At 70.6% G+C, this 19,478-nt stretch carries 24 protein-coding genes; 16 read left to right on the top strand and 8 right to left on the bottom strand.

Annotated features, from left to right (window positions below; translation table 11 throughout):
* Positions 1–6 precede the first annotated feature (6 nt).
* Complete coding sequence (locus tag ACGFJ2_RS16630) at positions 7–1,557, bottom strand: carbohydrate-binding protein (protein WP_357952500.1); 1,551 nt, start codon at positions 1,555–1,557, stop codon at positions 7–9.
* 318 nt (positions 1,558–1,875) lie between these two features.
* Here ACGFJ2_RS16630 and ACGFJ2_RS16635 point away from each other — a divergent pair, with 318 nt between their 5' ends.
* The 4 genes from ACGFJ2_RS16635 to ACGFJ2_RS16650 all read left to right on the top strand — a co-directional run bounded on the left by ACGFJ2_RS16635 (position 1,876) and on the right by ACGFJ2_RS16650 (position 5,415).
* Complete coding sequence (locus tag ACGFJ2_RS16635; protein ID WP_393468916.1) at positions 1,876–2,361, top strand: hypothetical protein; 486 nt, start codon at positions 1,876–1,878, stop codon at positions 2,359–2,361.
* Between the two features lie 134 nt (positions 2,362–2,495).
* The gene (locus ACGFJ2_RS16640; protein WP_393468919.1) at positions 2,496–3,332 is read left to right on the top strand and encodes a hypothetical protein; all 837 of its coding nucleotides are present in this window, start codon (positions 2,496–2,498) and stop codon (positions 3,330–3,332) included.
* Entirely contained in the window at positions 3,329–4,567 is a 1,239-nt protein-coding gene (locus tag ACGFJ2_RS16645; protein WP_393468922.1) for a WD40 repeat domain-containing protein, read from the top strand. The genes ACGFJ2_RS16640 and ACGFJ2_RS16645 overlap by 4 nt, the downstream gene beginning before the upstream one ends.
* Positions 4,568–4,575: 8 nt before the next feature.
* On the top strand, positions 4,576–5,415 hold the full coding sequence (locus ACGFJ2_RS16650; RefSeq protein WP_393468925.1) for a hypothetical protein: 840 nt from the start codon (positions 4,576–4,578) through the stop codon (positions 5,413–5,415).
* A gap of 100 nt (positions 5,416–5,515) precedes the next feature.
* Here ACGFJ2_RS16650 and ACGFJ2_RS16655 read toward each other — a convergent pair whose 3' ends face one another.
* A complete protein-coding gene (locus ACGFJ2_RS16655) occupies positions 5,516–6,202 on the bottom strand; it encodes an SDR family oxidoreductase (protein ID WP_357952495.1) in 687 nt (228 codons plus the stop codon).
* Between the two features lie 98 nt (positions 6,203–6,300).
* On the opposite strand from ACGFJ2_RS16655, the gene ACGFJ2_RS16660 reads away from it, so the two are divergent.
* Entirely contained in the window at positions 6,301–6,864 is a 564-nt protein-coding gene (locus tag ACGFJ2_RS16660; protein ID WP_393468928.1) for a TetR/AcrR family transcriptional regulator, read from the top strand.
* A gap of 15 nt (positions 6,865–6,879) precedes the next feature.
* Here the strand turns inward: ACGFJ2_RS16660 and ACGFJ2_RS16665 are convergent, their stop codons facing one another.
* Genes ACGFJ2_RS16665 through ACGFJ2_RS16680 form a run of 4 tightly spaced genes read right to left on the bottom strand, consistent with a single transcriptional unit; the run spans position 6,880 to position 10,911 of the window.
* The gene (locus ACGFJ2_RS16665; RefSeq protein ID WP_393468931.1) at positions 6,880–8,118 is read right to left on the bottom strand and encodes an NAD(P)/FAD-dependent oxidoreductase; all 1,239 of its coding nucleotides are present in this window, start codon (positions 8,116–8,118) and stop codon (positions 6,880–6,882) included.
* On the bottom strand, positions 8,115–9,494 hold the full coding sequence (locus ACGFJ2_RS16670; RefSeq protein WP_393468934.1) for an NAD(P)/FAD-dependent oxidoreductase: 1,380 nt from the start codon (positions 9,492–9,494) through the stop codon (positions 8,115–8,117). The genes ACGFJ2_RS16665 and ACGFJ2_RS16670 overlap by 4 nt, the downstream gene beginning before the upstream one ends.
* A complete protein-coding gene (locus ACGFJ2_RS16675; protein WP_393470013.1) occupies positions 9,491–10,804 on the bottom strand; it encodes an FGGY family carbohydrate kinase in 1,314 nt (437 codons plus the stop codon). Before ACGFJ2_RS16675 ends, ACGFJ2_RS16670 begins: the two co-directional genes overlap by 4 nt.
* A complete protein-coding gene (locus ACGFJ2_RS16680) occupies positions 10,750–10,911 on the bottom strand; it encodes a hypothetical protein (RefSeq protein ID WP_393470026.1) in 162 nt (53 codons plus the stop codon). Before ACGFJ2_RS16680 ends, ACGFJ2_RS16675 begins: the two co-directional genes overlap by 55 nt.
* Before the next feature lie 95 nt (positions 10,912–11,006).
* On the opposite strand from ACGFJ2_RS16680, the gene ACGFJ2_RS16685 reads away from it, so the two are divergent.
* Entirely contained in the window at positions 11,007–11,750 is a 744-nt protein-coding gene (locus ACGFJ2_RS16685; RefSeq protein ID WP_393468937.1) for a GntR family transcriptional regulator, read from the top strand.
* Between the two features lie 29 nt (positions 11,751–11,779).
* Here ACGFJ2_RS16685 and ACGFJ2_RS16690 read toward each other — a convergent pair whose 3' ends face one another.
* Positions 11,780–12,415, bottom strand: coding sequence for a TetR/AcrR family transcriptional regulator (locus tag ACGFJ2_RS16690; RefSeq protein ID WP_357952489.1), 636 nt, complete (start codon positions 12,413–12,415; stop codon positions 11,780–11,782).
* 102 nt (positions 12,416–12,517) lie between these two features.
* On the opposite strand from ACGFJ2_RS16690, the gene ACGFJ2_RS16695 reads away from it, so the two are divergent.
* Both ACGFJ2_RS16695 and ACGFJ2_RS16700 read left to right on the top strand, forming a co-directional pair.
* Positions 12,518–12,913 carry a hypothetical protein gene (locus ACGFJ2_RS16695; protein ID WP_357952488.1) on the top strand — a complete coding sequence of 132 codons (396 nt, stop codon included), beginning with the start codon at positions 12,518–12,520 and terminating at the stop codon, positions 12,911–12,913.
* Positions 12,914–12,934: 21 nt separating this feature from the next.
* Positions 12,935–13,468: an SRPBCC family protein gene (locus ACGFJ2_RS16700; RefSeq protein ID WP_357952487.1), complete on the top strand. Its 534-nt coding sequence runs from the start codon at positions 12,935–12,937 to the stop codon at positions 13,466–13,468.
* A 12-nt stretch (positions 13,469–13,480) separates the two neighbouring features.
* Here ACGFJ2_RS16700 and ACGFJ2_RS16705 read toward each other — a convergent pair whose 3' ends face one another.
* Positions 13,481–14,113 carry a TetR family transcriptional regulator gene (locus ACGFJ2_RS16705; protein WP_358173337.1) on the bottom strand — a complete coding sequence of 211 codons (633 nt, stop codon included), beginning with the start codon at positions 14,111–14,113 and terminating at the stop codon, positions 13,481–13,483.
* 67 nt (positions 14,114–14,180) lie between these two features.
* On the opposite strand from ACGFJ2_RS16705, the gene ACGFJ2_RS16710 reads away from it, so the two are divergent.
* The 8 genes from ACGFJ2_RS16710 (at position 14,181) to ACGFJ2_RS16745 (ending at position 19,477) form a co-directional block, all read left to right on the top strand.
* Positions 14,181–14,684, top strand: coding sequence for an MFS transporter (locus ACGFJ2_RS16710; RefSeq protein WP_358173340.1), 504 nt, complete (start codon positions 14,181–14,183; stop codon positions 14,682–14,684).
* Entirely contained in the window at positions 14,630–15,451 is an 822-nt protein-coding gene (locus ACGFJ2_RS16715; protein ID WP_393468943.1) for an MFS transporter, read from the top strand. The genes ACGFJ2_RS16710 and ACGFJ2_RS16715 overlap by 55 nt, the downstream gene beginning before the upstream one ends.
* Entirely contained in the window at positions 15,448–16,347 is a 900-nt protein-coding gene (locus ACGFJ2_RS16720) for an NADP-dependent oxidoreductase (RefSeq protein ID WP_357952483.1), read from the top strand. Before ACGFJ2_RS16715 ends, ACGFJ2_RS16720 begins: the two co-directional genes overlap by 4 nt.
* A 157-nt stretch (positions 16,348–16,504) precedes the next feature.
* Complete coding sequence (locus ACGFJ2_RS16725) at positions 16,505–16,648, top strand: hypothetical protein (RefSeq protein ID WP_357952482.1); 144 nt, start codon at positions 16,505–16,507, stop codon at positions 16,646–16,648.
* A complete protein-coding gene (locus tag ACGFJ2_RS16730) occupies positions 16,645–16,866 on the top strand; it encodes a hypothetical protein (protein ID WP_357952481.1) in 222 nt (73 codons plus the stop codon). Before ACGFJ2_RS16725 ends, ACGFJ2_RS16730 begins: the two co-directional genes overlap by 4 nt.
* A 63-nt stretch (positions 16,867–16,929) precedes the next feature.
* Entirely contained in the window at positions 16,930–17,535 is a 606-nt protein-coding gene (locus ACGFJ2_RS16735; RefSeq protein ID WP_357952480.1) for a flavin reductase family protein, read from the top strand.
* Between the two features lie 68 nt (positions 17,536–17,603).
* Positions 17,604–17,924 (top strand): plasmid stabilization protein, encoded by a 321-nt coding sequence (locus tag ACGFJ2_RS16740; protein WP_357952479.1) that lies wholly within the window; start codon positions 17,604–17,606, stop codon positions 17,922–17,924.
* An 86-nt stretch (positions 17,925–18,010) separates the two neighbouring features.
* Positions 18,011–19,477 (top strand): protein kinase, encoded by a 1,467-nt coding sequence (locus tag ACGFJ2_RS16745; RefSeq protein WP_357952478.1) that lies wholly within the window; start codon positions 18,011–18,013, stop codon positions 19,475–19,477.
* Position 19,478: the final 1 nt, after the last annotated feature.

The raw sequence follows: 19,478 nt of genomic DNA on the forward strand, positions 1-19,478 counted from the left end.
CGCCGGCTAGCCGAAGGTGACCACGAGGCGGCCGTCCGCGGCGAAGGACCAGTGCAGGGCACCCGAGTACGAGGAGCATCGGGACCCGTTCGAACCGGACCAGAACTGATTGGAGCTGTCGGCGTTACCCACGATCCTGTCGTTGGTCCCGCTGCCGCTGCGGCACGAGACGTTGTTGCGGAACACCGAGGTGCCGGCGTCGAAGGAGTAGTTGCGCTCCGTGTTGTCGATGCTGACGTTGTCCGAGATCGACATCGAGCCGGGGTTGCGGTTGTAGGTGAACCCGTGCTTGCCGTTGCGGTAGGCGATGCTGCGCCGGATCACGTGATTGACCGCGATGTCCTCGCCACCGAGCTTGTAGCCGTTGCGGTCACCGTTGCCGTTCTGGGTGCCGTTGCTAAGAGTGCCGTTGTTGTAGGAGAGGGAGTCCTCGATGGTGACCGGGCCGATGGCTCCGGTGTCCGTCTTGGTGTAGAGGTCCCAGCCGTCGTCGATGTTGTTGTGAGACACCGCGTAGCGGAAGACGTTGCCGGGGCCGGAGGTGAGCTTCGCGGCGAAGCCGTCCGCGTCCTCACCGTCGGAGTCGGCGTTGTCGTGCGACTCCGAGCTCAGGACGAGATTGTTGGCCGGCCACTGACTCTGGGGAGTGTCAGAGGCGATCCGCGAGATCTGCAGCCCCGAGTCACGGTTGAAGCGCGTCACCGTACGCTCGATGATGTTGTTGCTACCGCCGACGAAGATCCCGTTGTCACCGGCCCGCTCGACGACGATGCCGTAGAGGTGCCAGTACGACCCGTTCAGGGCAAGACCGCGGTTGGCCGAGTCCTCGCTCATGGCCGAGAAGTTCAGCACCGGAGTCTCCCCCGGGTAGGCGGACAGTTTCTTGCGGGCGCTCGAGGTGCCGTTGTTGCCCGCCGCTATGGTCAGCGTCTGCGAGAGGTTGTACGTCCCGCCGCGCGCGTAGATCACCCCGCCCGCGGTGACGCGGGTGATCGCCGAGGCGAGCGTCGTCGGGGCCGACTCCGTTCCGGGCGCGCTCGCACTGCCGTTCGGCGAGGCGTACAGCGTGCCGGTGGGTGGCGGCGTGCTTCCCGTCGTGACCTCGAGGTAGTCGATGTTCGCCAGGCCGGTGCTGCCTGTGGGGTCGAGCCGGATGGTGTTGCTGCCCGAGGCCAGGTTGACGGTCAACGTCTTGGTGGTCCAGGCGTCCCATGTACCCGTGCCTTCGAACGACACCGACTGCACGGTCGTACCGTTGACCAGCAGGCTGGTGGGACGGGCGCTGGTGGTGCCGTTGGCGAACCGCACCCCGAGCGTCGCCGTACCGGCCGCCGAGGCGGTCACCGTGTACTGGACGTAGGCGCCCGCGGCGTTGGTGCCGTTGCAGAAGCCGCTGCCGGAGTAGCCCGCCCAGTTGGAGTCGATCGTCCCGGTGCAGACCGCCGGCGAGGTTTCGGCCTCGTACCGGGTGGTCGCGGCATTCGCGATGGATGGTGACAGTGCGACGAGCACGCCGGCCAGCAGGCCGGCGCACGCCATGACGGCTTTTAGGCGCATCCTTCGTCTCCGTGAGCTCGGTAAGCGCTTTCCGATGGATGAGCGAAGCTAAGCACGCACCGCTGAGCCTGGAAAGGTCTCACGTACGCGGACGACCCGGCGGCCTCAACCCGGAGGCGGCACATCAGCCGAGGTCACGGGCGGTGGACAGCATGGGGAGAGCCTCATCCTCATGCGGTGCGGCGGTGAAAGTTTCAGCGACGACGACAGATCGTCGGCACGGCGGAGCGACGCGCTGGGCGTGAGAGACTACGCCGACCTTGACGTCGAGTTGTGGAGTTCTGTTTCGTGCGGTCGCGAGTCATTGCCTGCGTTCCGGTGCTGTTGCTCTTCCTGAGCGCCTGCGGGGAGAAATCCGAGCCGGAGGCGGCACCGTCCACCACCCTGGCACTGTCCTCTACCCCGGCACCGTCCTCCGCCCTGGCGACGCCCACCACATCGGCACCGGAATCCCCCGAGACGAAAGCACCGGAGACGGCGCCGCCGACGGCTCGCCCCTCGCCCTCGCCCTCGCCCTCGCGGAAGCTCGCCGGGCCCGGGACCGTGTGCGGTGAGCTTCAGCCGCCCGGCGGCGGGCCCATGGCCGCGGTCGCGGTGTCCGCGGGGCGGGCCGATTGCCGTACGGCACTGAAGGTCTTCCGGACCTACTACCGGCCCGACACCCCCAAACAGGGCAGTGCCGGGGTGGCGACCGTCGGTGGGTGGCGGTGCGCCAGCAACTCGGCCGCGCAGGCGAGCATGAGCGGGCGGCTCTCCTCGTGCCAGAAGGCCGCCGCCAGGATCGTAACGGACATCATCCCGTAAGTCATTGGGCGCGCGCCAGGGCAGCAAGAGGACGACCGCAATCTGATCGCAATCGGTCGTTCCTAGTATTCGATCTCGTGTCGGGCACCTGGTCTCAATTAGCCAGGCGGTCCCGGGTGCGCTATCGCATTCGGGTGGCCGCCGTTCTTCTCGCGACAGCCGGAGGCGTCCTCCTCCTGTTGGTCCTCTGGCCGCGCAGCACCGGCCAGCCCATCGTGTACGGCGACGCGTCCCACTGCGGCGACGCGACGTGTCACGGATGGAGCCTGCATCTCGCCTCCGGCGAGGTCTACCCGCTTCCGTACGCCGCTCAGGAGCCCGGGATCGCGATCAGCGACGACGGGCACCGGGTGGTCTACCTGGATCTGGCCGATCGCCGGGTGATGGCCCGCGACCTGCGGGACGGCACGGTCCGCCCCCTCTCGCCCGAGCTCACCGCGGATCAGGCCGTGAACATCGGTGGTTTCGTCTTCTCCCACGACGGCGGCCTCGTCGCCTACTCGGCTCAGCCCGACAGCCGGATCATGGACTTCGGGACCGGGAAGGTCCGGACGATCGCCGGGATCTGCCAGGTGTTCGGGCTCAGCAAGGACCTCATCTGGGGAGTCCCACGGTGCAGGCCCGGCAGCGGGGAGAACCGCCGGGTTGTCGCGATCCGCGCCGACGGCAGCGGCTTCCTCGTGCCGGGGTTGGATGACGAGGAAGCCTTCCCCTCTCCCGACGGACGGCGGCTGCTGTTGGTCGACATCGGCTACTACGAGGCCGTCGACGCCGTCACCGGAAAGAGGCTGGCCCGGGTGAAGAGGTCCGGTTGCGAGCGGGTCGAGAGATGGCTCAACGACCGCGAGGTGCTGTGCGAGCGATCGAATGGCTACCAGGCGATCGACATCGCGCGGGCGACCAGCCGGACCGTCACGGGGGTGCCCGCCAGCTGGGGCACCGGTTTCGTACTCGGGAGGGTGGAGTGGTGAGCGAATGGGAGACGCCGTTGCTGCGCACGGCGACGCTGCTGGTGGGCGACCCGGCCAAGGCGGAGAAGCTCACGGCGATCGCGCTGCTCAAGCACGGGGACAACAAGAGCGCATATTTCACGCTCTATCGGAAGGCGCGGGCCGAGCGGGCGGTCCAGGTGGCGCTGCACTATGACGGGTGGAGCGAGGAAGACACCGCCGACCTGACCGGGCTGAGCATCGCGAAGGTCCGGGCGCTGGCAGGGGAGGCCCCGCTGGAAGCCGCCCCCGAAGTCGACCCGTCGGGCCTGCCGCGACGCAAACGGCTGATCCGCCTGCACCGCAAGCTTGTGGCGAGCGCCTGCCTCCTCGTCGCCGGAGCGGTGGTGTTCACGGTGCTGTGGCCGAAGTACGACCTGCTCGAACCGGAACGGGCCACTCCGCCGCTCTCGCCCGTCCTGGCCGCGACCACCAAGACGCCCATCCGGTACGGCCTGCGGGTCGAGGACTCCTTCCCCGAGGCGCCCGCCCCGTGGAACGCTTTCCCGGACAGGAGCGGCTGCGCGGTGATCGACGTGACCGGAGCCCGGTGGCGGATCCCCGACGCCGACGGGCTGTCCGGTGTCGAGGTGAGCCCGGACGGGCACAAGCTCGCCTACTACAGCCTCTCCCGCCATCAGGTGATCGTCCGCGATCTCGCCACCGGCTCGGTCGTACCGGTCCCCACCGGCTTCACCGCGAACACGCTCCGTTTCTCCGCCGAAGGCCGCTACCTGGCGGCCCAGGGATCCCCAGCGCTGACCGTCGTGATCGCCGACACCTCGACGGGAGAGCTCCGGCGCGTGACCGGCCCGGAGCAATACCTGCAGGGCTGGGCGGGTCACCAACTCGTCCTCTACGACGGCGCCACCTTCCGGATCGGCGAACACGCCATCCGCGACCCCTTCGACGGAGGAGGCGATGTGACGGCCTCTCCCGACGGGAGGTCCATGGTGGCCTTCTCCCAGGCGAAGAACCAGATCCGCCTGTTCGATCCGGCCACCGGCAAGACGATCCGCGAGATCCGCCCGCAGCTGCCACCGACCGCCGTACTGAGCCACCTCTATCGGTGGGCGGGGGCGAACGAGGTGGTGGTCTTCGCGCCGGGATACCACTCGGCGGCCGTCTACGTGGTGAATCTGGCCACCGGCGCGGCTCGCGGCGTGCCGTACGTGCCGGACATGTCATCAAACGACCTGACTATCGGAGCGGTATGAAGCGCGCCGTGCTCCTCCTAGTGCTCGCCGTGGCAGCCTGTACGCCCCAACCGAGCGCGCCTCCGGAGAAGGGCGTCGTCGCCTTCCATCCGACGGCGGCGCCCATCCGCTGGACCGACTTCGCGGAGGGCGGTCGGAGCGTCCACCTCGCGACGGGCGAGGACATGCTGATCAAGAATGCCGACCGGGAGATCGTGGTCAGCCTCGACGGGCATCGCCTCGCCTACCTGGACTCCGCCACGAACCAGTACGTCGCCCTGGACCTGCGCGATGGCCGGTCGCGTCCCCTCACCCGCCGGCTCACCGCCTGGGAGTTGGACAGGCAGAGTCCTGGCCCCACTCCCCTGGCGGTCTCCGCGGACGGCAGGCTGTTCGCGGCCGCCGTCGTGGCGGAGAAACGCATGATCATCACGGACTTCGAGACGGGCGGCGCCCGGACCATCCCGAAGCTGTGCGTGGTGTTCGGAGTGACCAGAGACAAGGTCGTCGGCTCCCGGGAGTGCCACTACGACGGTGCGATCATCTCCGTCGACAACCGGGGCAAGGCCAGGACGGTTTCCGAGTACATCGACGCCGACGATGTGAAGAGCCTCTCCCCTGACGGGAAGCTGCTGATGGGCTGCCACGGCTTGATCACCTTCTGGGACGCCACGACCGGCGCCCGGATCAGGGATTTCCCCGCCCCGTGCGGCGATGAGGTCGCCCAGTGGCTCGACGACCGGCGCGTCATCGTGGACTCCACCCGCGGCTTCCTCATCATCGACGTACGGACCGGAGCGCTCACCAAAGCCCCTGATCTGCCGGACCACCTCGATCACCGCATGGTCATCGGCGTCGTGCCGGAGTAAGGGACGAGGGAGTGAGGGCGCCGCCCTCAGTCTCCGTCGCCGTCCTTGACCGCTCCGTCGCCGTCCTTGACCGCCGCTTCAGGCGTGATTCCGGCTGGGTTCAGGCCGGGTTCAGCGTGGTGGACAGGCTCTGCTTGATGTTCCGGGTGACCTCGTCGGCGAGGATTTCGGGCCGGCCGTTCTCGATGCCGTACAGGACCTGGGCGGCGACGTCGGCGGGGTCGGCCTTCTGGTCGGCGGGGATACTGGCCGCCATGTCGGTGTCCATGTAGCCGACGTGCAGCGCCGAGACGGTGATGCCGCGCGGCGCCAGTTCCTCGCGGACCGCGTTGGTCTGCGCCCAGGCGGCGGCCTTGGCCGCGGCGTAGGCCCCGGTGACGGCCGGGTGCCACCAGGACAGCACGGACAGGACGTTGACCACGGCGCCGCCGCCGTTGCCCTCGATGACCGGGGCGAAGGTGCGCGTCACGGCTAGTGGGCCGAAGTAGTTCGTCTCCATCTCCAGGCGCACCGCCTCGAGGTCGCTGGCGATCAGCGGGGTGCCGGTGGAGATCCCGGCGTTGTTCACCAGCAGGGTCGCGTCCGAGGCGAGGCGGGCCGCGGCCCGGATGGACTCCTCGTCGGTCACGTCCAGGCGCAGCGGGATGGCGCCGGCCACGTCCACGCTCTCCGGGCGGCGCGCCGCCGCGTACACCTTCGCTCCGTGCTCCAGAAGCTGGACGGCCAGGTGGCGGCCCAGTCCTCGGTTGGCGCCCGTGACCACGGCGACCGCGTTCTTCAGTTCCATGTCTGCTCCCAGCGTTGCAGATCCATTTAGATTACGTTTGTAATCTAAGTTGGAGCATAGGATAGATGACAGCCGACATCCAAATGAGGGGGTGGCCGATGGGCCGCGTGTCACAGGCGCAAGCGCAGGAGAACCGCAGGCGGATCGTGGAAACCGCCTCCCGGCTGTTCCGCGAGCAGGGCACACACGTCAGCGTCGCCGACCTCATGAAGGCGGCCGGACTGACCCACGGCGGCTTCTACAAGCAGTTCGCCTCCAAAGAGGCGCTCATCGACGAGGCCACCAGCCATGCTTTCGCCGGACTCGCCCAACACCACATCGCCGCGCTCGACCAGCACACCGGACAATCCAGCACCGCCGCCCAGCAGGCGCTGATCGACGCCTATCTCTCCGTCGAGCACCGTGACAACCCCTCGGACGGTTGCCCCGTCGCCGCGCTGGCCGGCGACATGGCGCGCGAACCCGGTAACCACGAGGCCCACCGCGTCTACACCCAGGGAGTCAGCGACTTCGCCGACGCGCTCGCCACCCCCGACCAGGACGGCATCACCCGGCTGTGCACCATGCTCGGCGCACTCGTCCTGGCCCGCGCCACCAAGGACTCCCCCTTGTCCGAGGAGATCCTCGCCACCGCGCGCACCGCCCTGACAGCTACTCCGTGATCAGGTGCTAGGCAGTCATTCCAGTGCGAGTCGTACGGGCCCGCCCGCCGGGTCGGCGCCCGTCACGAGGGTGAAAGGTACGCGGAAGACCCGGCCCGGGGCGGCGGGCCAGGGGAGGCGGATACGGCCGAGGAGGCGCCCGTCCTGGATCGCGGCGATCCGCGGGAACCTCCGGAAGGCGTCGGACCACAGCAGGAGCCTGCCCCGCGAGGGCGGCGGCCCGCCGGGACGTACGATCTGCGGCGCGACCCAGCGCAGCGGCGCCTCGGCCACCAGCGGCACCCCGTCGGCCGGGACGGGGTGGCCGGCCAGATGCCGCAGGACGGCGGCGGCCACGTGGCGGCCGTCGAGCGCGGCGATGTCGGCGGTGTCGACCGGGTGCAGGAGGTTCCCCGCCGCGAACACGCCGGGCAGGCTCGTCGCCAGGGAGGTGTCCACGCGCGGCCCTAGTGTGGACTCGTCCATGTCCAGGCCGCCCGTACGGGCCAGCTCGTGGTCGGGGATCCAGTCGCCGGTGGTGATCACGGTGTCGCACGGGACGCGGTGGCGTGCACCGGTGTCGAGGTTCTCAATGTCGACCGAGGTCACCCGGCCCTTGCCGTTGACGGCGACCAGCCGGGTGCGGGTCCGGACGAGCACGCCGAAGGCCAGCCGGCCCGGGACGTGGAAGGCCGTGTAGGCCTCGGGTTTGGCGTACTCGCTCGTCATCAGCACGGTACGGCAGCCCGCCTCGTGCAGGGTGTGCACCGCTGACCAGCTGACCAGCTCCGCGCCGACGACCACAGCGCGCCGCCCGACCTCGCGATGGTGCAGGTGTACGAGGTTCTGCAGTTGCCCGGTGGTGTAGACGCCGTCGGGCCGGTCGCCGGCGATGAGCCGGGCCGAACGAGGCCGCTCCCGCGCCCCGGTCGCCAGGACCACCGCGTCGGCCTGGACGAGGCGGCGGCCGCGCGGCGAGGTCACCTCCAGGGTCCGCGCTCCGGCCCATCCGGTGACCATGGCCTCCGTCTCCAGACGGGCCCCGGCCTCGCGGGCGGCGCGGGTCAGCCGGCGCGCGTACTCGGGGCCGGAGACGAATCGGCGCAGGTCACGGATGCCGTAGCCGGGATGGTCGCTGTGCCGGGGGATGCCCCCGGTCTCCGGCTCGCGCTCCATGACCAGGACGTCGCCGTCCACCGCCGGGGCGAGCGCGGCGGCGGCCGTCAGTCCCGCCGGTCCACCGCCGATGACGGCCACGCGTACCCGCTCGGTCATTCCGTCTCCCCCTCGAAGATCTCGCGTACCCGGGCTCCGCAGAAGAAGCCCTGGCAGCGTCCGTTCATGGCTCTGGTGCGGCGGCGCAGGCCGTCCAGCCCGGCGGGCGGGATCACCGACGCCAGCGCGTCGCGGATCTCCCCCCGCGTCACCCGCTCGCAGAAACAGACGATGCGGCCGTACTCGGGGTCGGCGGCGATCGCGGCGGCGTCCTGGTACGGGCGCGCGAACGCCTCGCCCAGATTGGGCATGTGCGGCGGCGCGGGCAGACCGGCGCGCGCGGTGAGGTCGAGATGGCCGGCGAGCAGGTCCCCGGCGTGTTCGGCGATCGCCATGCCGGCGGTCAGGCCGGTGGAGCGGATGCCGCCGATCAGGAGGTAGCGCTGTGAGGCGTCGAGGTCGATGAGGTAGTCGTCGCGCCCGATCGAGGCCCGCAGGCCCGCGTACGTCGCGGTGACCTCTTCCTTCATCAGCCGGGGCATGAGCGCCGCGCCCTTCTCGCGCAGGAACGCCAGCCCCGCTTCGGAGGTGCCGGTGGCGCCGCGGTCGGTCAGGTCCTCGGCGGTCGGGCCGACCATGACGTTGCCGTAGATCGTGGGGCTGACGAGCACGCCCTTGCCCGCCGACGAGGGCACCGGCAGCACGATGCAGGGCGCCAGCGGCCGGGCGAGCTTGTCGAGGACCAGCAGTTCGCCGCGGCGCGGCGTGACCGTGAAGCGGTCGTGGCCGAAGAGGGTGTCGAGCGTGTCGGCGCCGAGTCCGGCGGCGTTGACCACCCAGCGGGCGGTGACCTCGCCCGCGGTGGTCGCCAGCCGGGTGGTGTCCGCGCCGACGTGGACCTCGGTGACGCGGTGGCCGCGCAGCAACGTCACGCCGCGGTCGACGGCGTCGGTGGCCAGGGCGAGGTTGGTGGTCCAGGTGCAGATGATGGACTCGCCGGGGACGGTCAGGCCGCCCAGCGCGCCGGGGCCGAGGGCGGGGACCCGGCGGTAGACCTCGGCCGCGTCGACGGTCTCGCAGGCGGTGTAGCCGTTGCGCTCGGCCTTGGCGCGCAGCTCGGGCAGGGCGTCGAGCTGTTCGGGGGTCCAGGCGACGAGCAGCGCTCCGGTACGTTCGACCGGGATCCCGGTGGCCTCCGCGTAGTCGCCGAGCAGGTCGTAGCCGCGGGCGACCAGGCGGGATTCCAGGGTGCCGGGTTTGGCGTCGAAGCCGGTGTGCAGGATGGCGGTGTTGGCCTTGCTGGTGCCGTCGCCCACGTCGTCGCGCGCCTCCAGGAGCGCCACTGACAGGGCGGTGCCGCTCAGCAGCCGCGCGATGGCCGAGCCGACGATGCCGCCGCCGATCACGGCCACATCGTAGGTACGGGGAGCGTTCACGAAATCTCCTTCGACAGCAATATGGCGGCCTGCCATCTCTCCAGGTACGAGGCGGCGCGAGCGGCGGGCCAGGCGGGCTCGTAGACGGCCGACGGCCGCCAGCCGCCGACCACCGTGGCCGCGTCCAGCGCGGGGTCGAGGGCCATCAGGGCGCAGGCGGCGGCGCCGAGCGGCGTCGCGTGCGGTGACGGGTAGACCTCCACGGGGAGCTGGGCGAGGTCGGCCTGCGCCTGCATGAGGACGCGCGAGCGGGTCAGTCCGCCGTCGACGCGCAGCCGGGACAGCGGCGCGCCGAGGTCCGCGCCGACCAGCGCGGTCAGCGCGGCGACCTGGGCGGCGACGCCCTCCAGGAGCGCCCGTACGAGGTGCCCGCGGCCGGTGCTGAGCGTCATGCCGGTGAACGAGGCGGTGGCGGCGGCGTCCCACCACGGCGCGGCCAGGCCGGCGAGCGCGGGCACGCACAGCACGCCGTCGCTGGAGGGTGCCGCGACGGCGTCGAGTTGTTCGGCGCCGGAGATGAGGCCGAGGTCGGCGAGCCAGCGTACGGCCGAGGCCGCGGTGTAGACCTGGCCGTCCACGCAGTAGCGGGTCTCCCCGCGCAGCCGCCAGGCGATCGACGTCGCCAGGCCCGACGTCGATCGAGAGGGGGACGTGCCGAGCTGGGCGAGCAGGAAGGCCCCGGTGCCGTAGGTGCACTTGGCGGTGCCCGTCTCCAGGCACGCCTCGGCCAGGAGCGCGGCCTGCTGGTCGACGATCAGGCCGGTCACCGGGATCTCCGGCCCGAAGGCGGTGGTCGTACCGACGACGGCGTCGCTGGCGACGATCTCGGGGAGCCGTTCGGCGCCGAGCCCGAAGACGTCGAGCAGCTCACCGCTCCACCGCCCGTCCGCCAGGCCGAGCAGCAGCGACCGGCTGGCGGTGGCGGCGTCGGTGACGAACGCCCCGCACAGCCGGTGCACCAGCCAGGTGTCGGTGGTCGTCACGACGCCTTCGGTGGTGAGCTCCTCACGGATCCAGCGCATCTTCGGCGCGGAGAAGTAGGGGTCGAGCACGAGGCCGGTGAGTGCGGCGACCCGGTCGGCGTACGGAGCCCGGGCCGCGCACAGCCGCTCGGCCCGGCGGTCCTGCCAGACGATGGCCGGAGTGAGCGGCTCGCCGGTGGCCGGGTCCCAGGCCAGGACGGTCTCGCCCTGGTTGGCCAGGGCGACGGCGTCCAGCGGCACGCCCGCCGCCGCGCCGGCCCGCCGTCCGGCGGTCAGGACGGAGTCGAGCAGGGCGCGCGGGTCCTGTTCGACGCCGCCGCCTTCCAGATAGCGCGGGCGTAGGGCCTCCTCGGCGATCGCCAGGACGGCCCGCCCCCGTCCACGACGATGGCCTTGGTCCCGGACGTCCCCTGGTCGATCGCGAGGATGTACATCGTCAGATCTGCTCCTTCTGCACGAAAGCCCCCTCTGGTATATACCATGTGGCTTAGACCACAAGGTATCGACCAAACGGGCTAGGGTGTCACCCATGGGGACGAAAGTTCACAAGGCCGCAACCTCGCCGCGTTACGTGACGATCGCCGCGGAGCTCCGCGACCGCATCACCGGGGAGAAGCTCGGCCCGCACACGCTCATGCCGTCAGAGCGGGAGCTCAGCGAGACTTACGGCGTCAGCCGGATGACGGCCCGGCAGGCCCTGGCGCTGCTGGAGAAGGAGGGGTACGTCTACCGGCGTCCGCCGCGCGGGACGTTCGTGGCCGAAGCGCGGGTGCCCTTCCACATCGGCAGCTTCTCCGACGAGATCATCCTGGCCGGACGGCGCCCATCGGCCCAGCTCATCTGGGCCGAGGAACGCCCGCCCACCCCCTCAGCCCGCGAGGCGCTCGACCTGGCCGGCGACGAGACCGTGCACGCCCTGCACCGGCTGCGGTTCGCCGACGACGAGCCGATCGCGCTGGAGACCACCTACTTCCCCCACGCCCTCACGCCCGGACTGCTGGAGCAGCCCCTCACCGGGTCGCTCTGGCACATCCTGCGCACCCACTACCGCGTCGTACCGGCCGACGCCTCCGCCGTCATCGAGTCCATCGTCATCGACGACGCCTCCTGCGCCCGGCTGAAGATCCGCAGCGCCTCCAACGGGATCCTGCTGACCCGCCGCACCTACACTGCCGATGGGCGCTGCATCGAGTTCGCCCGCGACGTGTACCGCGCGGACCGGGCGTCGTTCAAGGTCGAGGCCCGGATTCCCGTACCGGTCGAAGACGCCTGAGCGCCGGCGAGGCCTCGTACGAGACGCCTTCAGCCCTGGGCCGAGAGCCAGGGCGGCGACGCCGCATCGGTGGCGGACGCGTGCAGGCGTCTCTGGATGGCGTTCCTGGCCCGCCGGTAGGCGACGGGATCGTCGTGCAACAGTGAGACGGCGTTGGCGGTCTCCATGAACGCGATCAGTTCGAAGGCGAGCTGATCGGGTTCGGTGTCCTCGGTGAGCTCTCCGAGCCCGCGCGCGTCGCCGACGGCGCTCGCGACCAGGAGGTTCCACTCGCGACCCGCGGCGGCGACGGTGTCCCGTACACGACCAGGGCGGGCGTCGAACTCGGCGGTGACCGTGAAGAAGAAGCACCCTCCGGGGAAGACCCGCCGCTCCGAGTAGCTCAGCCAGCGCTCGCACAACTGCCACACCCGCCCCAGGCCCGGCGGCACCGTCAGGGCGGGGTGGACGACCTCGCCGAGGTAGACACCCGTCGCGGCCCGGATCGTGGCGAGCTGGAGCTCTTCCTTGGAGCCGAAGTAGCCGAAGAGCCCGCTCTTGCTCACGCCGAGGTCGGCGGCCAGCCGCCCGATCGACAGGCCCTCCAGCCCGTCCTTGGAGGCGATGTCCGCCGCTCGGCGCAGGATCGCGTTCCGTGTCCCCTCGTCTCGTGGCCGGCCCGCCATTGCCGCTCCTTTCGCGCACGAACGTTCGGTCAATTATGCCGCACCGTGATACCGTCCCATCCAAGCACGAACGTTCGTGCTGAAAAAGGAGGTGTCATCAGCATGCTGAGAAGCCGTTGGACCTCGGGGCCGGCCGTGGACTTCGCCGGGCCCGTGCTGGTCGCGGTGACCGCGTACCAGGCCGACAGTGCACGCGACCTGCCCGGTATCTACCGGGCCGGGATCGCGCTGCGCCGAGTTTGGCCCCAGCTGGAGGGTGCGGTCGGGATGTGGCTGTGGACGCGACCGCTGGAGCTCAGGTGCGGCTCGGTGTCGATCTGGCAGGACGAGCAGGCCCTACGACGGTTCGTGGGGTGGCCGGAGCACGTCACGATCGTGCGGCGCTACCGCGGGCGGGGGCGGCTGACGTCCACCACCTGGAACGCCGCCGGCTTCGAGCCCGCGGCGATCTGGGCCGAGGCGCGGCCGCACCTGCGGCACAGAGCACCTGCCCAATAACCGTTCCTTCCGGGAGTCCCAGTGCTGAGATCTTTGTTCTATTCCGGTCCTCCGCTGGAGGTCCTGCATGAGCAGTACGCCAAGAATGACCGCATCGATGCCACCGCCCCCGTCCGGGCGGTCACCCGGGTCATCGTCGACACGGGCCCAGAGGTCGTGTGGAGCGTGCTGGCCGACCCGGAGGGCTGGTCGCGGATCGATCCGGCCATCGGCGACGTACGCCTGACGGCCGGGGTCGCCGTGGACGCGGCCTTCGCCTGGCGCAACGGCAAGGCGGCCATCGCCTCCAGGTTCGCGGTGGTCGTCCCCGGCCGGCAGCTGACCTGGACCGGGCTGTCCTTCGGCGCCAAGGCCGTGCACCGGCACGTGTTGACCCCGCTCGAGGACGGCTCCACCGAACTGATGGTCGCCGAATCCATGGCCGGGCCGCTGCTGGGGCTGTTCATGAACGGCCGCAAGCTCCAGGCCGCGCTGGACGGGTGGGCCGCCGGTATCAAACGGGTCGCCGAGGCCCGTAGCCGCGGCCCTCGGCTCGCCCCGGCCGACCCACAGTGAAATCCAGCTCGGCTACCGGCAGGGATCATCCGGCGCGGGGCCGCGCAACAGGGTCATGAGCTGGTCGTGCGCGATGCGGCGGTAGTCCTCCGACAGCGGGTCCACGCCGAGGATCGCCTTGACGTGGTCGGGCAGCGCGAGGGGTGCGAAGGTCAGCGCGTAAGCGAGCAGCATCACGAACTCCGGTGACGGCGCGTCGCTGATCTCCCCGTCGCGCTGCCGCCGGCGCAGCCGCTCGATGCCGTCGCGCAGCTGCTCGCGCTGGGCATTGGACATGCCGCCGCCCTCGCCGGGATCGTCGCCGAGTGCCTGCCAGAGCACCATGCGCGCCCATTGGGGCCGTTCGAGCGTGGCGTCGAGGACGGCGGCGAAGGAGTCGGCGAAGGAGGACTCCGGCGGCGGCAGCCCGGCCCCGGTCTCGGTCCACCGCCTGCGCAGCTCCGTCAGCAGTCCCTGCTTGCCGCCGAAGTGGTAGCTGATGAGCTGCTGATTGACCCCGGCCCTGGCCGCGATGGCCGCCGTGCGGGCTCCGGAGTAGCCCTTGGCCCCGAACTCCTCCAGCGCCGCCCGCAGGATCCGCTCCCGGGTCCGCTCCGCGGCGGTCCCCCGCTCGTCCTCGGTCACCGCACGTCGCCGCGTTGTCATGGCCGCCATCCTAGCGATTCAATCATTCAGTTGACAAAATTCATCTGAATGAGTGAGTCTTTGGCTCATGACACGACGCCCGATCTCGGCGGTCATCGGCGGGCTCATGGCGGGCATGTTCCTGTCCGCGCTCGACCAGACGATCGTCTCGACGTCCATGCGGACGATCGCCGACGACCTGCACGGCCTCAGCCATCAGGCGTGGGTCACGACCGCGTACCTGATCGCCTCCACGGTCACGATGCCGCTGTACGGGAAGCTGTCCGACCTGTACGGACGCAAGCCCCTCTACCTCACCGCCGTGGCCGTCTTCGTCGCCGGTTCGCTCCTGTGCGCGACGGCCACGTCGATGGGCGCGCTCGCCGCCTTCCGCGCGGTGCAGGGGCTGGGCGCGGGCGGGCTGATGTCACTGGCCTTCGCGATCTTGGCCGACCTGCTGCCGCCCCGCGAGCGGGCCCGCTACCAGGGCTGGTTCGTCGCCGTCTTCGGCCTGTCGAGCGTGCTTGCGGCCCGCTGTTGCTGGCGGCCGAGCAGGGCAGGACCTGGGGGTACGGCTCGCCGGCCGCGCTGACCTGTTACGCGCTGGGCCTGACGGGATTGGGGGCCTGGCTGCTGATCGAGCGGCGGATGGGAGAGGAAGCCCTGATCCCGCTGCGGCTGTTCCGAGCCGCCCCGTTCAGCCTCTCCGCTCTGGCCGGTGCGGCGCTCGGCGCCGCGATGCTGGGCACCATGATGACCCTGCCGCTGTACTACCAGATCGTCCGCGGCGCCTCCCCGACGCGCTCGGGCCTGATGATGCTGCCGCTGATGGCCGGGCTGGTGCTGGCCTCGGCGCTGTCCGGCCGGGTGATCGCGCGCAGCGGTCGCTACAAGGCCTTCTTCGTGACCGGTCTGGCGCTGGTCGCCGTGGCGGCCCTGGCTCTGTCACCGCTGCTCGACACCGACGTGCCGCTGATCGCGGTGATGGGCCTGGCCGCCGTGCTCGGTCTCGGACTCGGCTCGTCCATGCAGCCGCTGACGCTCGCCGTACAGGCCGCGGCCCCGGTGCGGGACATGGGCGTGGCCACCTCCGCGGCCACCTTCACCCGCCAGCTCGGCGGCACCGCCGGGATCGCGGGCTGCGTCGCGGTGGTGTTCGGCCGTACCGGCGAGATCGGCGACTCCTCCGCCATGACCGCCTCCTTCGCCGGCTCCTTCGCGGCAGCTGTACGCCCTGTCTTCCTGCTGGTCGCGATCCTCGCGGCGGCGGGCTTCCTGATGGCGCTCCTGATCAAGGAGCTGCCCTTGCACCCCACGACGGGCCCGCGGGCCCGCGCGACCGAAGGGATCACCCGATGAGCAAGGCCATCGTCTTCAACACCTACGGCGGCACCGACGTCCTGGAACTCGTGAACACCGAACCGCCCGTCCCGGGACCGGGCCAGGTGCGGCTGCGCGTACGGGCGGCCGGCGTCCAGCCGTTCGACAATCTCTTCCGCGACGGCTCCGCGGCGCGGTACGCGCCCGCCACCTTCCCCCAGCGCCTGGGCAACGAGGCGGCCGGGATCGTGGACGCGGTCGGACCCGGCGTCACGGACTTCGCCGTGGGCGACGAACTGCTCGGGCCCGTCACGCTCGCGGCGTTCGCCGAACACGCCGTGGCCGACACCGAGCAGCTCGTCCGCAGGCCCGAGTGGCTGCCGTGGGAGGAGGCGGGCGCTCTGTCGGCCTCCGGGCAGACCGCCCACACCGCGCTGCGCGAGCTGGGCGTGGGCGCGGGTGACACGGTCCTCATCCACGCCGCCGCCGGGGGCGTCGGCCACCTGGCGGCGCAGATCGCCATCGCGTGGGGCGCCAGGGTCATCGGTACGGCCGGCGCCGGCAACCACGACTTCCTGCGCACGCTCGGGGCCGAGCCGGTGACCTACGGGCCGGGGCTGGCCGAGCGGGTGCGCGAGCTGGGCGGCCGGGTGGACGCCGCGCTGGACTGCGTGGCCACGCCCGACTCGCTGGACGCCTCCGCCGAGCTGGTCAAGGACCCCGACCGGGTGGGCACGATCGCCTTCTCCCCGCTCGCCAACGAGCGCGGCGTCCGCCGGTTGGGCACCTCCCGTTCGGCCGAGCGCCTGGCCGAGTTGCTTGAGCTGGGTATCAGGGTGTCGGTGCAGGCGACGTACCCGCTGGAGCGGACGGCGGCGGCCTGCGAGGCGGTCGAGTCGGGACACGTGCGCGGCAAGGTGGTCGTCACGCCGTAGGACCTCTAGGGGCGCGGCTTTCGCGCGAGCTTCAGGCGCGCCCCCGTGTCCTGCGATCAACGCCCCCGGCGACCTCGGCGACCCCGGCGCGCTCGAGCGGGCCTGCACGGGGACGGACGCCGTCTTCGGCCTGTCGGTGCCGTTCGGCGAGGGCGGCATGGACGCGGAAGTGGCCCAGGTGACCGTCCTCGACATCGCGGGCATGGCCGTGTACGCCATCGAGCACCCCGCCGAACTCGTCGGCGAGCGCGTCGACCTCGCGTCCGACCGCGTGACCGGGGAGGAGGCCGCCCGATCTTGAGCGAGGTCCTCGGCCGGGACATCCCCTACCAGCAGCTGCCTCTGGACATGGTGCGCCAATGGGCCGGGGACGAGGTGGCCACCATGTTCGAGAGCTTCGAGAACAACACCGACTTCATCGACATCGAGGCGCTACGCGTCAGGTTCCCGGCCGTGCGCTGGCACAGTTACGCCGACTGGGCCAAAACGGTGGACTGGGAACGGGTTTTGGCGGGGTAACTTCAAGTCCGCCGCCCGCGTGGCGATTGGCGAACAGGGCGCATACGACGAATATTGATCGTCATGCGCGTCGACTTCGATCCTGCGGAAATGGGCGGGCCGGCTTTCTACAGGTTCCTGACCTCGGTCGTCGTCCCGCGCCCGATCGCGTGGGTCTCCACCGTCACGCCGGACGGAACCGTCGAGAACCTCGCCCCGCACTCGTTCTTCAGCATCGCCAGCACCGATCCGCCGATCGTGCAGTTCACCTCGATCGGCCGCAAGGATTCCCTGCGCAACGTGGAGGACACCGGCGAGTTCGTCATCAATTTCTCCGCCGAACCGCTGCTACAGCTCATCAACGCCACCGCGACCGACTTCCCTCGGACCTTCAGCGAATTCGACTACGCGGGAATCGAACGCGAACCCAGCCGTCATGTGCGGCCGCCCAGGGTGGCGGTCTCGCCCGTGGTCATGGAGTGCCGTTCGCACACGACTCTGCACATGGGCAACTCCACCCTGGTCTTCGGACGGGTGTTCCTCGCGGCGGTGCACGAGGACTACATCGTCGACGGCCGGCCCGACGCCGAGCGGCTGCGCCCGCTGACCAAGCTCGGCGGCGACGAGTGGGGGACGCTGGGCTCGATCCTGCACCTGAGCCGCATCCCTTACGAAGAGCCGGCGATGTGACACGGCTGTTTCGTGGTTCTCGTCTGGGTAGGGGCCGTAGGGTCTGACGGTTCTCATGAGGAGGAGAAATGCCTCGCGGATCGAGCCCGAAGCGGGAACGGCAATACGAGCACATCAAGGACAGCGCCAAGAAGCGGGGGGAAAGCAACAAGCGAGCGACCGAAATCGCCGCCCGTACCGTGAACAAGGAGCGGGCCAGGGCCGGTGAGTCCCGGACCGCGAGCCGTACATCCACCAAGGACATCTCGTCGAGCCGCCGGGGCGGGCTGCGCTCCCATTCCGGCGCGGGCGGTCGTACCAGGGATCAGCTGTACGCCGAAGCCAAGAGCCGCAACATCAAGGGCCGCTCGAAGATGAGCAAGGCACAGCTGGAGAAGGCCCTCAGCTGACCGGGTCGCACGGACGGCCGGGACCCTAGGGGTCCCGGCGACACAAGAGGCGAACATTGTAGAATATACGTCCGTATAATTGCGTGATGACCATCGTCGCGAGCCGCTACCGACTCCTGGCACCGCTCGGCCAGGGTGGCATGGGCACGGTCTGGCGGGCCGTGGACGAGCTGCTCCGGCAGGAGGTCGCGGTCAAGGAGGTGCGCCTGCCGCCGGAGCTCGACCACGCGGCCCGAGCCGAGCTCACCGAGCGCACGCTGAGAGAGGCCAGGGCGGCAGCGCGGCTGCGCTCACACCCCTCGATCGTCACCGTGCACGACGTGGTCATGGACGGCGGGCGGCCATGGATCGTGATGGAGCTGATCCACGGCCGCTCCCTCGATCAGATCGTGCGTACGGACGGCCCGCTGTCGCCGCGCCAGGCCGCCTGGGTGGGCCGGCATGTGCTCGACGCGCTCGGTGCCGCGCACGCGATGGGCGTGCTGCACCGCGACGTCAAGCCCGGCAACGTGCTGCTGACCGACGACGGCCGCGTACTGCTGACCGACTTCGGCATCGCCACGGTCGCCGGGGACGCCGCGCTGACCCAGACCGGCCTGCTCAACGGCTCGCCCGGCTACATCGCCCCAGAACGGTTACGTGGCGAGGACGACGGCCCCGCCGCCGACTTATGGTCACTCGGCGCCACGCTCTACACGGCGGTGGAGGGCAGCCCTGGGTTCTCCGGCCCCAACGCGGCCGCGGTCATGGCCGCCGTGCTGATGCGCGATCCCGCCCCCGCCAGGTTGGCGGGTCCGCTCGCGCCCCTGCTCGCGGCCTTGCTGGAGAAGGATCCCCAGCGGCGGTGTACAGCCGAGCAGATGGCCCGCTGGCTCCACGACATCGCCCAAGGCGACACCCCGTCCACGATCCCCACACCCCGCGAAGCCCCTGTGAAGCGCCGCCGTACCCTTGTCATGGCGGGCGCGCTGGCGCTGGCGGTGTGCGGCACGGCCGCCACGGCGATCTGGCTCAATCTGCCGCCCGCGACTCCGGACGCGCTCGCCGAGCCGTCATCGAAGTCCCCTGCGTCCGCGAAGCCGTCCCCGACGAAGAGCGCCGTGAAGCTGTTTCGCCAGTTGCCCGACGCCTGCAAGCTCCTGACCAACGTGCAGGCGCGCACGCTGCTCGGAGGCACGGCGCGACGCGACGTCCTGGGCACCACACGGTGCCAGTGGCACGGCACCGGCTACACCAGTGTGATGGTGACGACGTACCGTAACCCGACCGTCAAGAGCTGCGGGCTCAACCTCGATGGCATGGTCACCCTGGGGAAGGACGAGCGTGCGCGCCACCCCGGCACCAAGCTGCGCTCGGCGCGGGTCGTCGGCGACAGGACGGCCGCCTACACCCGCCGCGACCCCGATGTGGCCGCGGGCTTCCACAACACGCAGGTGTCGTTCTGCCTGGCCAACGTGCTGGCATACGTCAACTACCTGGGTCCACGGCCCGGCTACGGGACCGCCGACCAGGCGGCCAAGCACGTCGCCGCGGCGCTGAAGGCCCTCCGCTAGG

This window comes from Nonomuraea sp. NPDC049028, assembly GCF_043197735.1.
Classification (GTDB): domain Bacteria; phylum Actinomycetota; class Actinomycetes; order Streptosporangiales; family Streptosporangiaceae; genus Nonomuraea.

Coding starts and splice junctions, on each gene's coding strand:
- ACGFJ2_RS16660 (WP_393468928.1), top strand. CDS start 6,301: ATGGGCCGCGTGTCACAGGCGCAAGCGCAGGAGAACCGCAGGCGGATC.
- ACGFJ2_RS16680 (WP_393470026.1), bottom strand. CDS start 10,911: ATGTACATCCTCGCGATCGACCAGGGGACGTCCGGGACCAAGGCCATC.
- ACGFJ2_RS16655 (WP_357952495.1), bottom strand. CDS start 6,202: ATGGAACTGAAGAACGCGGTCGCCGTGGTCACGGGCGCCAACCGAGGA.
- ACGFJ2_RS16665 (WP_393468931.1), bottom strand. CDS start 8,118: ATGACCGAGCGGGTACGCGTGGCCGTCATCGGCGGTGGACCGGCGGGA.
- ACGFJ2_RS16630 (WP_357952500.1), bottom strand. CDS start 1,557: ATGCGCCTAAAAGCCGTCATGGCGTGCGCCGGCCTGCTGGCCGGCGTG.
- ACGFJ2_RS16685 (WP_393468937.1), top strand. CDS start 11,007: ATGGGGACGAAAGTTCACAAGGCCGCAACCTCGCCGCGTTACGTGACG.
- ACGFJ2_RS16725 (WP_357952482.1), top strand. CDS start 16,505: ATGGACGCGGAAGTGGCCCAGGTGACCGTCCTCGACATCGCGGGCATG.
- ACGFJ2_RS16735 (WP_357952480.1), top strand. CDS start 16,930: ATGCGCGTCGACTTCGATCCTGCGGAAATGGGCGGGCCGGCTTTCTAC.
- ACGFJ2_RS16690 (WP_357952489.1), bottom strand. CDS start 12,415: ATGGCGGGCCGGCCACGAGACGAGGGGACACGGAACGCGATCCTGCGC.
- ACGFJ2_RS16745 (WP_357952478.1), top strand. CDS start 18,011: ATGACCATCGTCGCGAGCCGCTACCGACTCCTGGCACCGCTCGGCCAG.
- ACGFJ2_RS16720 (WP_357952483.1), top strand. CDS start 15,448: ATGAGCAAGGCCATCGTCTTCAACACCTACGGCGGCACCGACGTCCTG.
- ACGFJ2_RS16705 (WP_358173337.1), bottom strand. CDS start 14,113: ATGACAACGCGGCGACGTGCGGTGACCGAGGACGAGCGGGGGACCGCC.
- ACGFJ2_RS16695 (WP_357952488.1), top strand. CDS start 12,518: ATGCTGAGAAGCCGTTGGACCTCGGGGCCGGCCGTGGACTTCGCCGGG.
- ACGFJ2_RS16740 (WP_357952479.1), top strand. CDS start 17,604: ATGCCTCGCGGATCGAGCCCGAAGCGGGAACGGCAATACGAGCACATC.
- ACGFJ2_RS16710 (WP_358173340.1), top strand. CDS start 14,181: ATGACACGACGCCCGATCTCGGCGGTCATCGGCGGGCTCATGGCGGGC.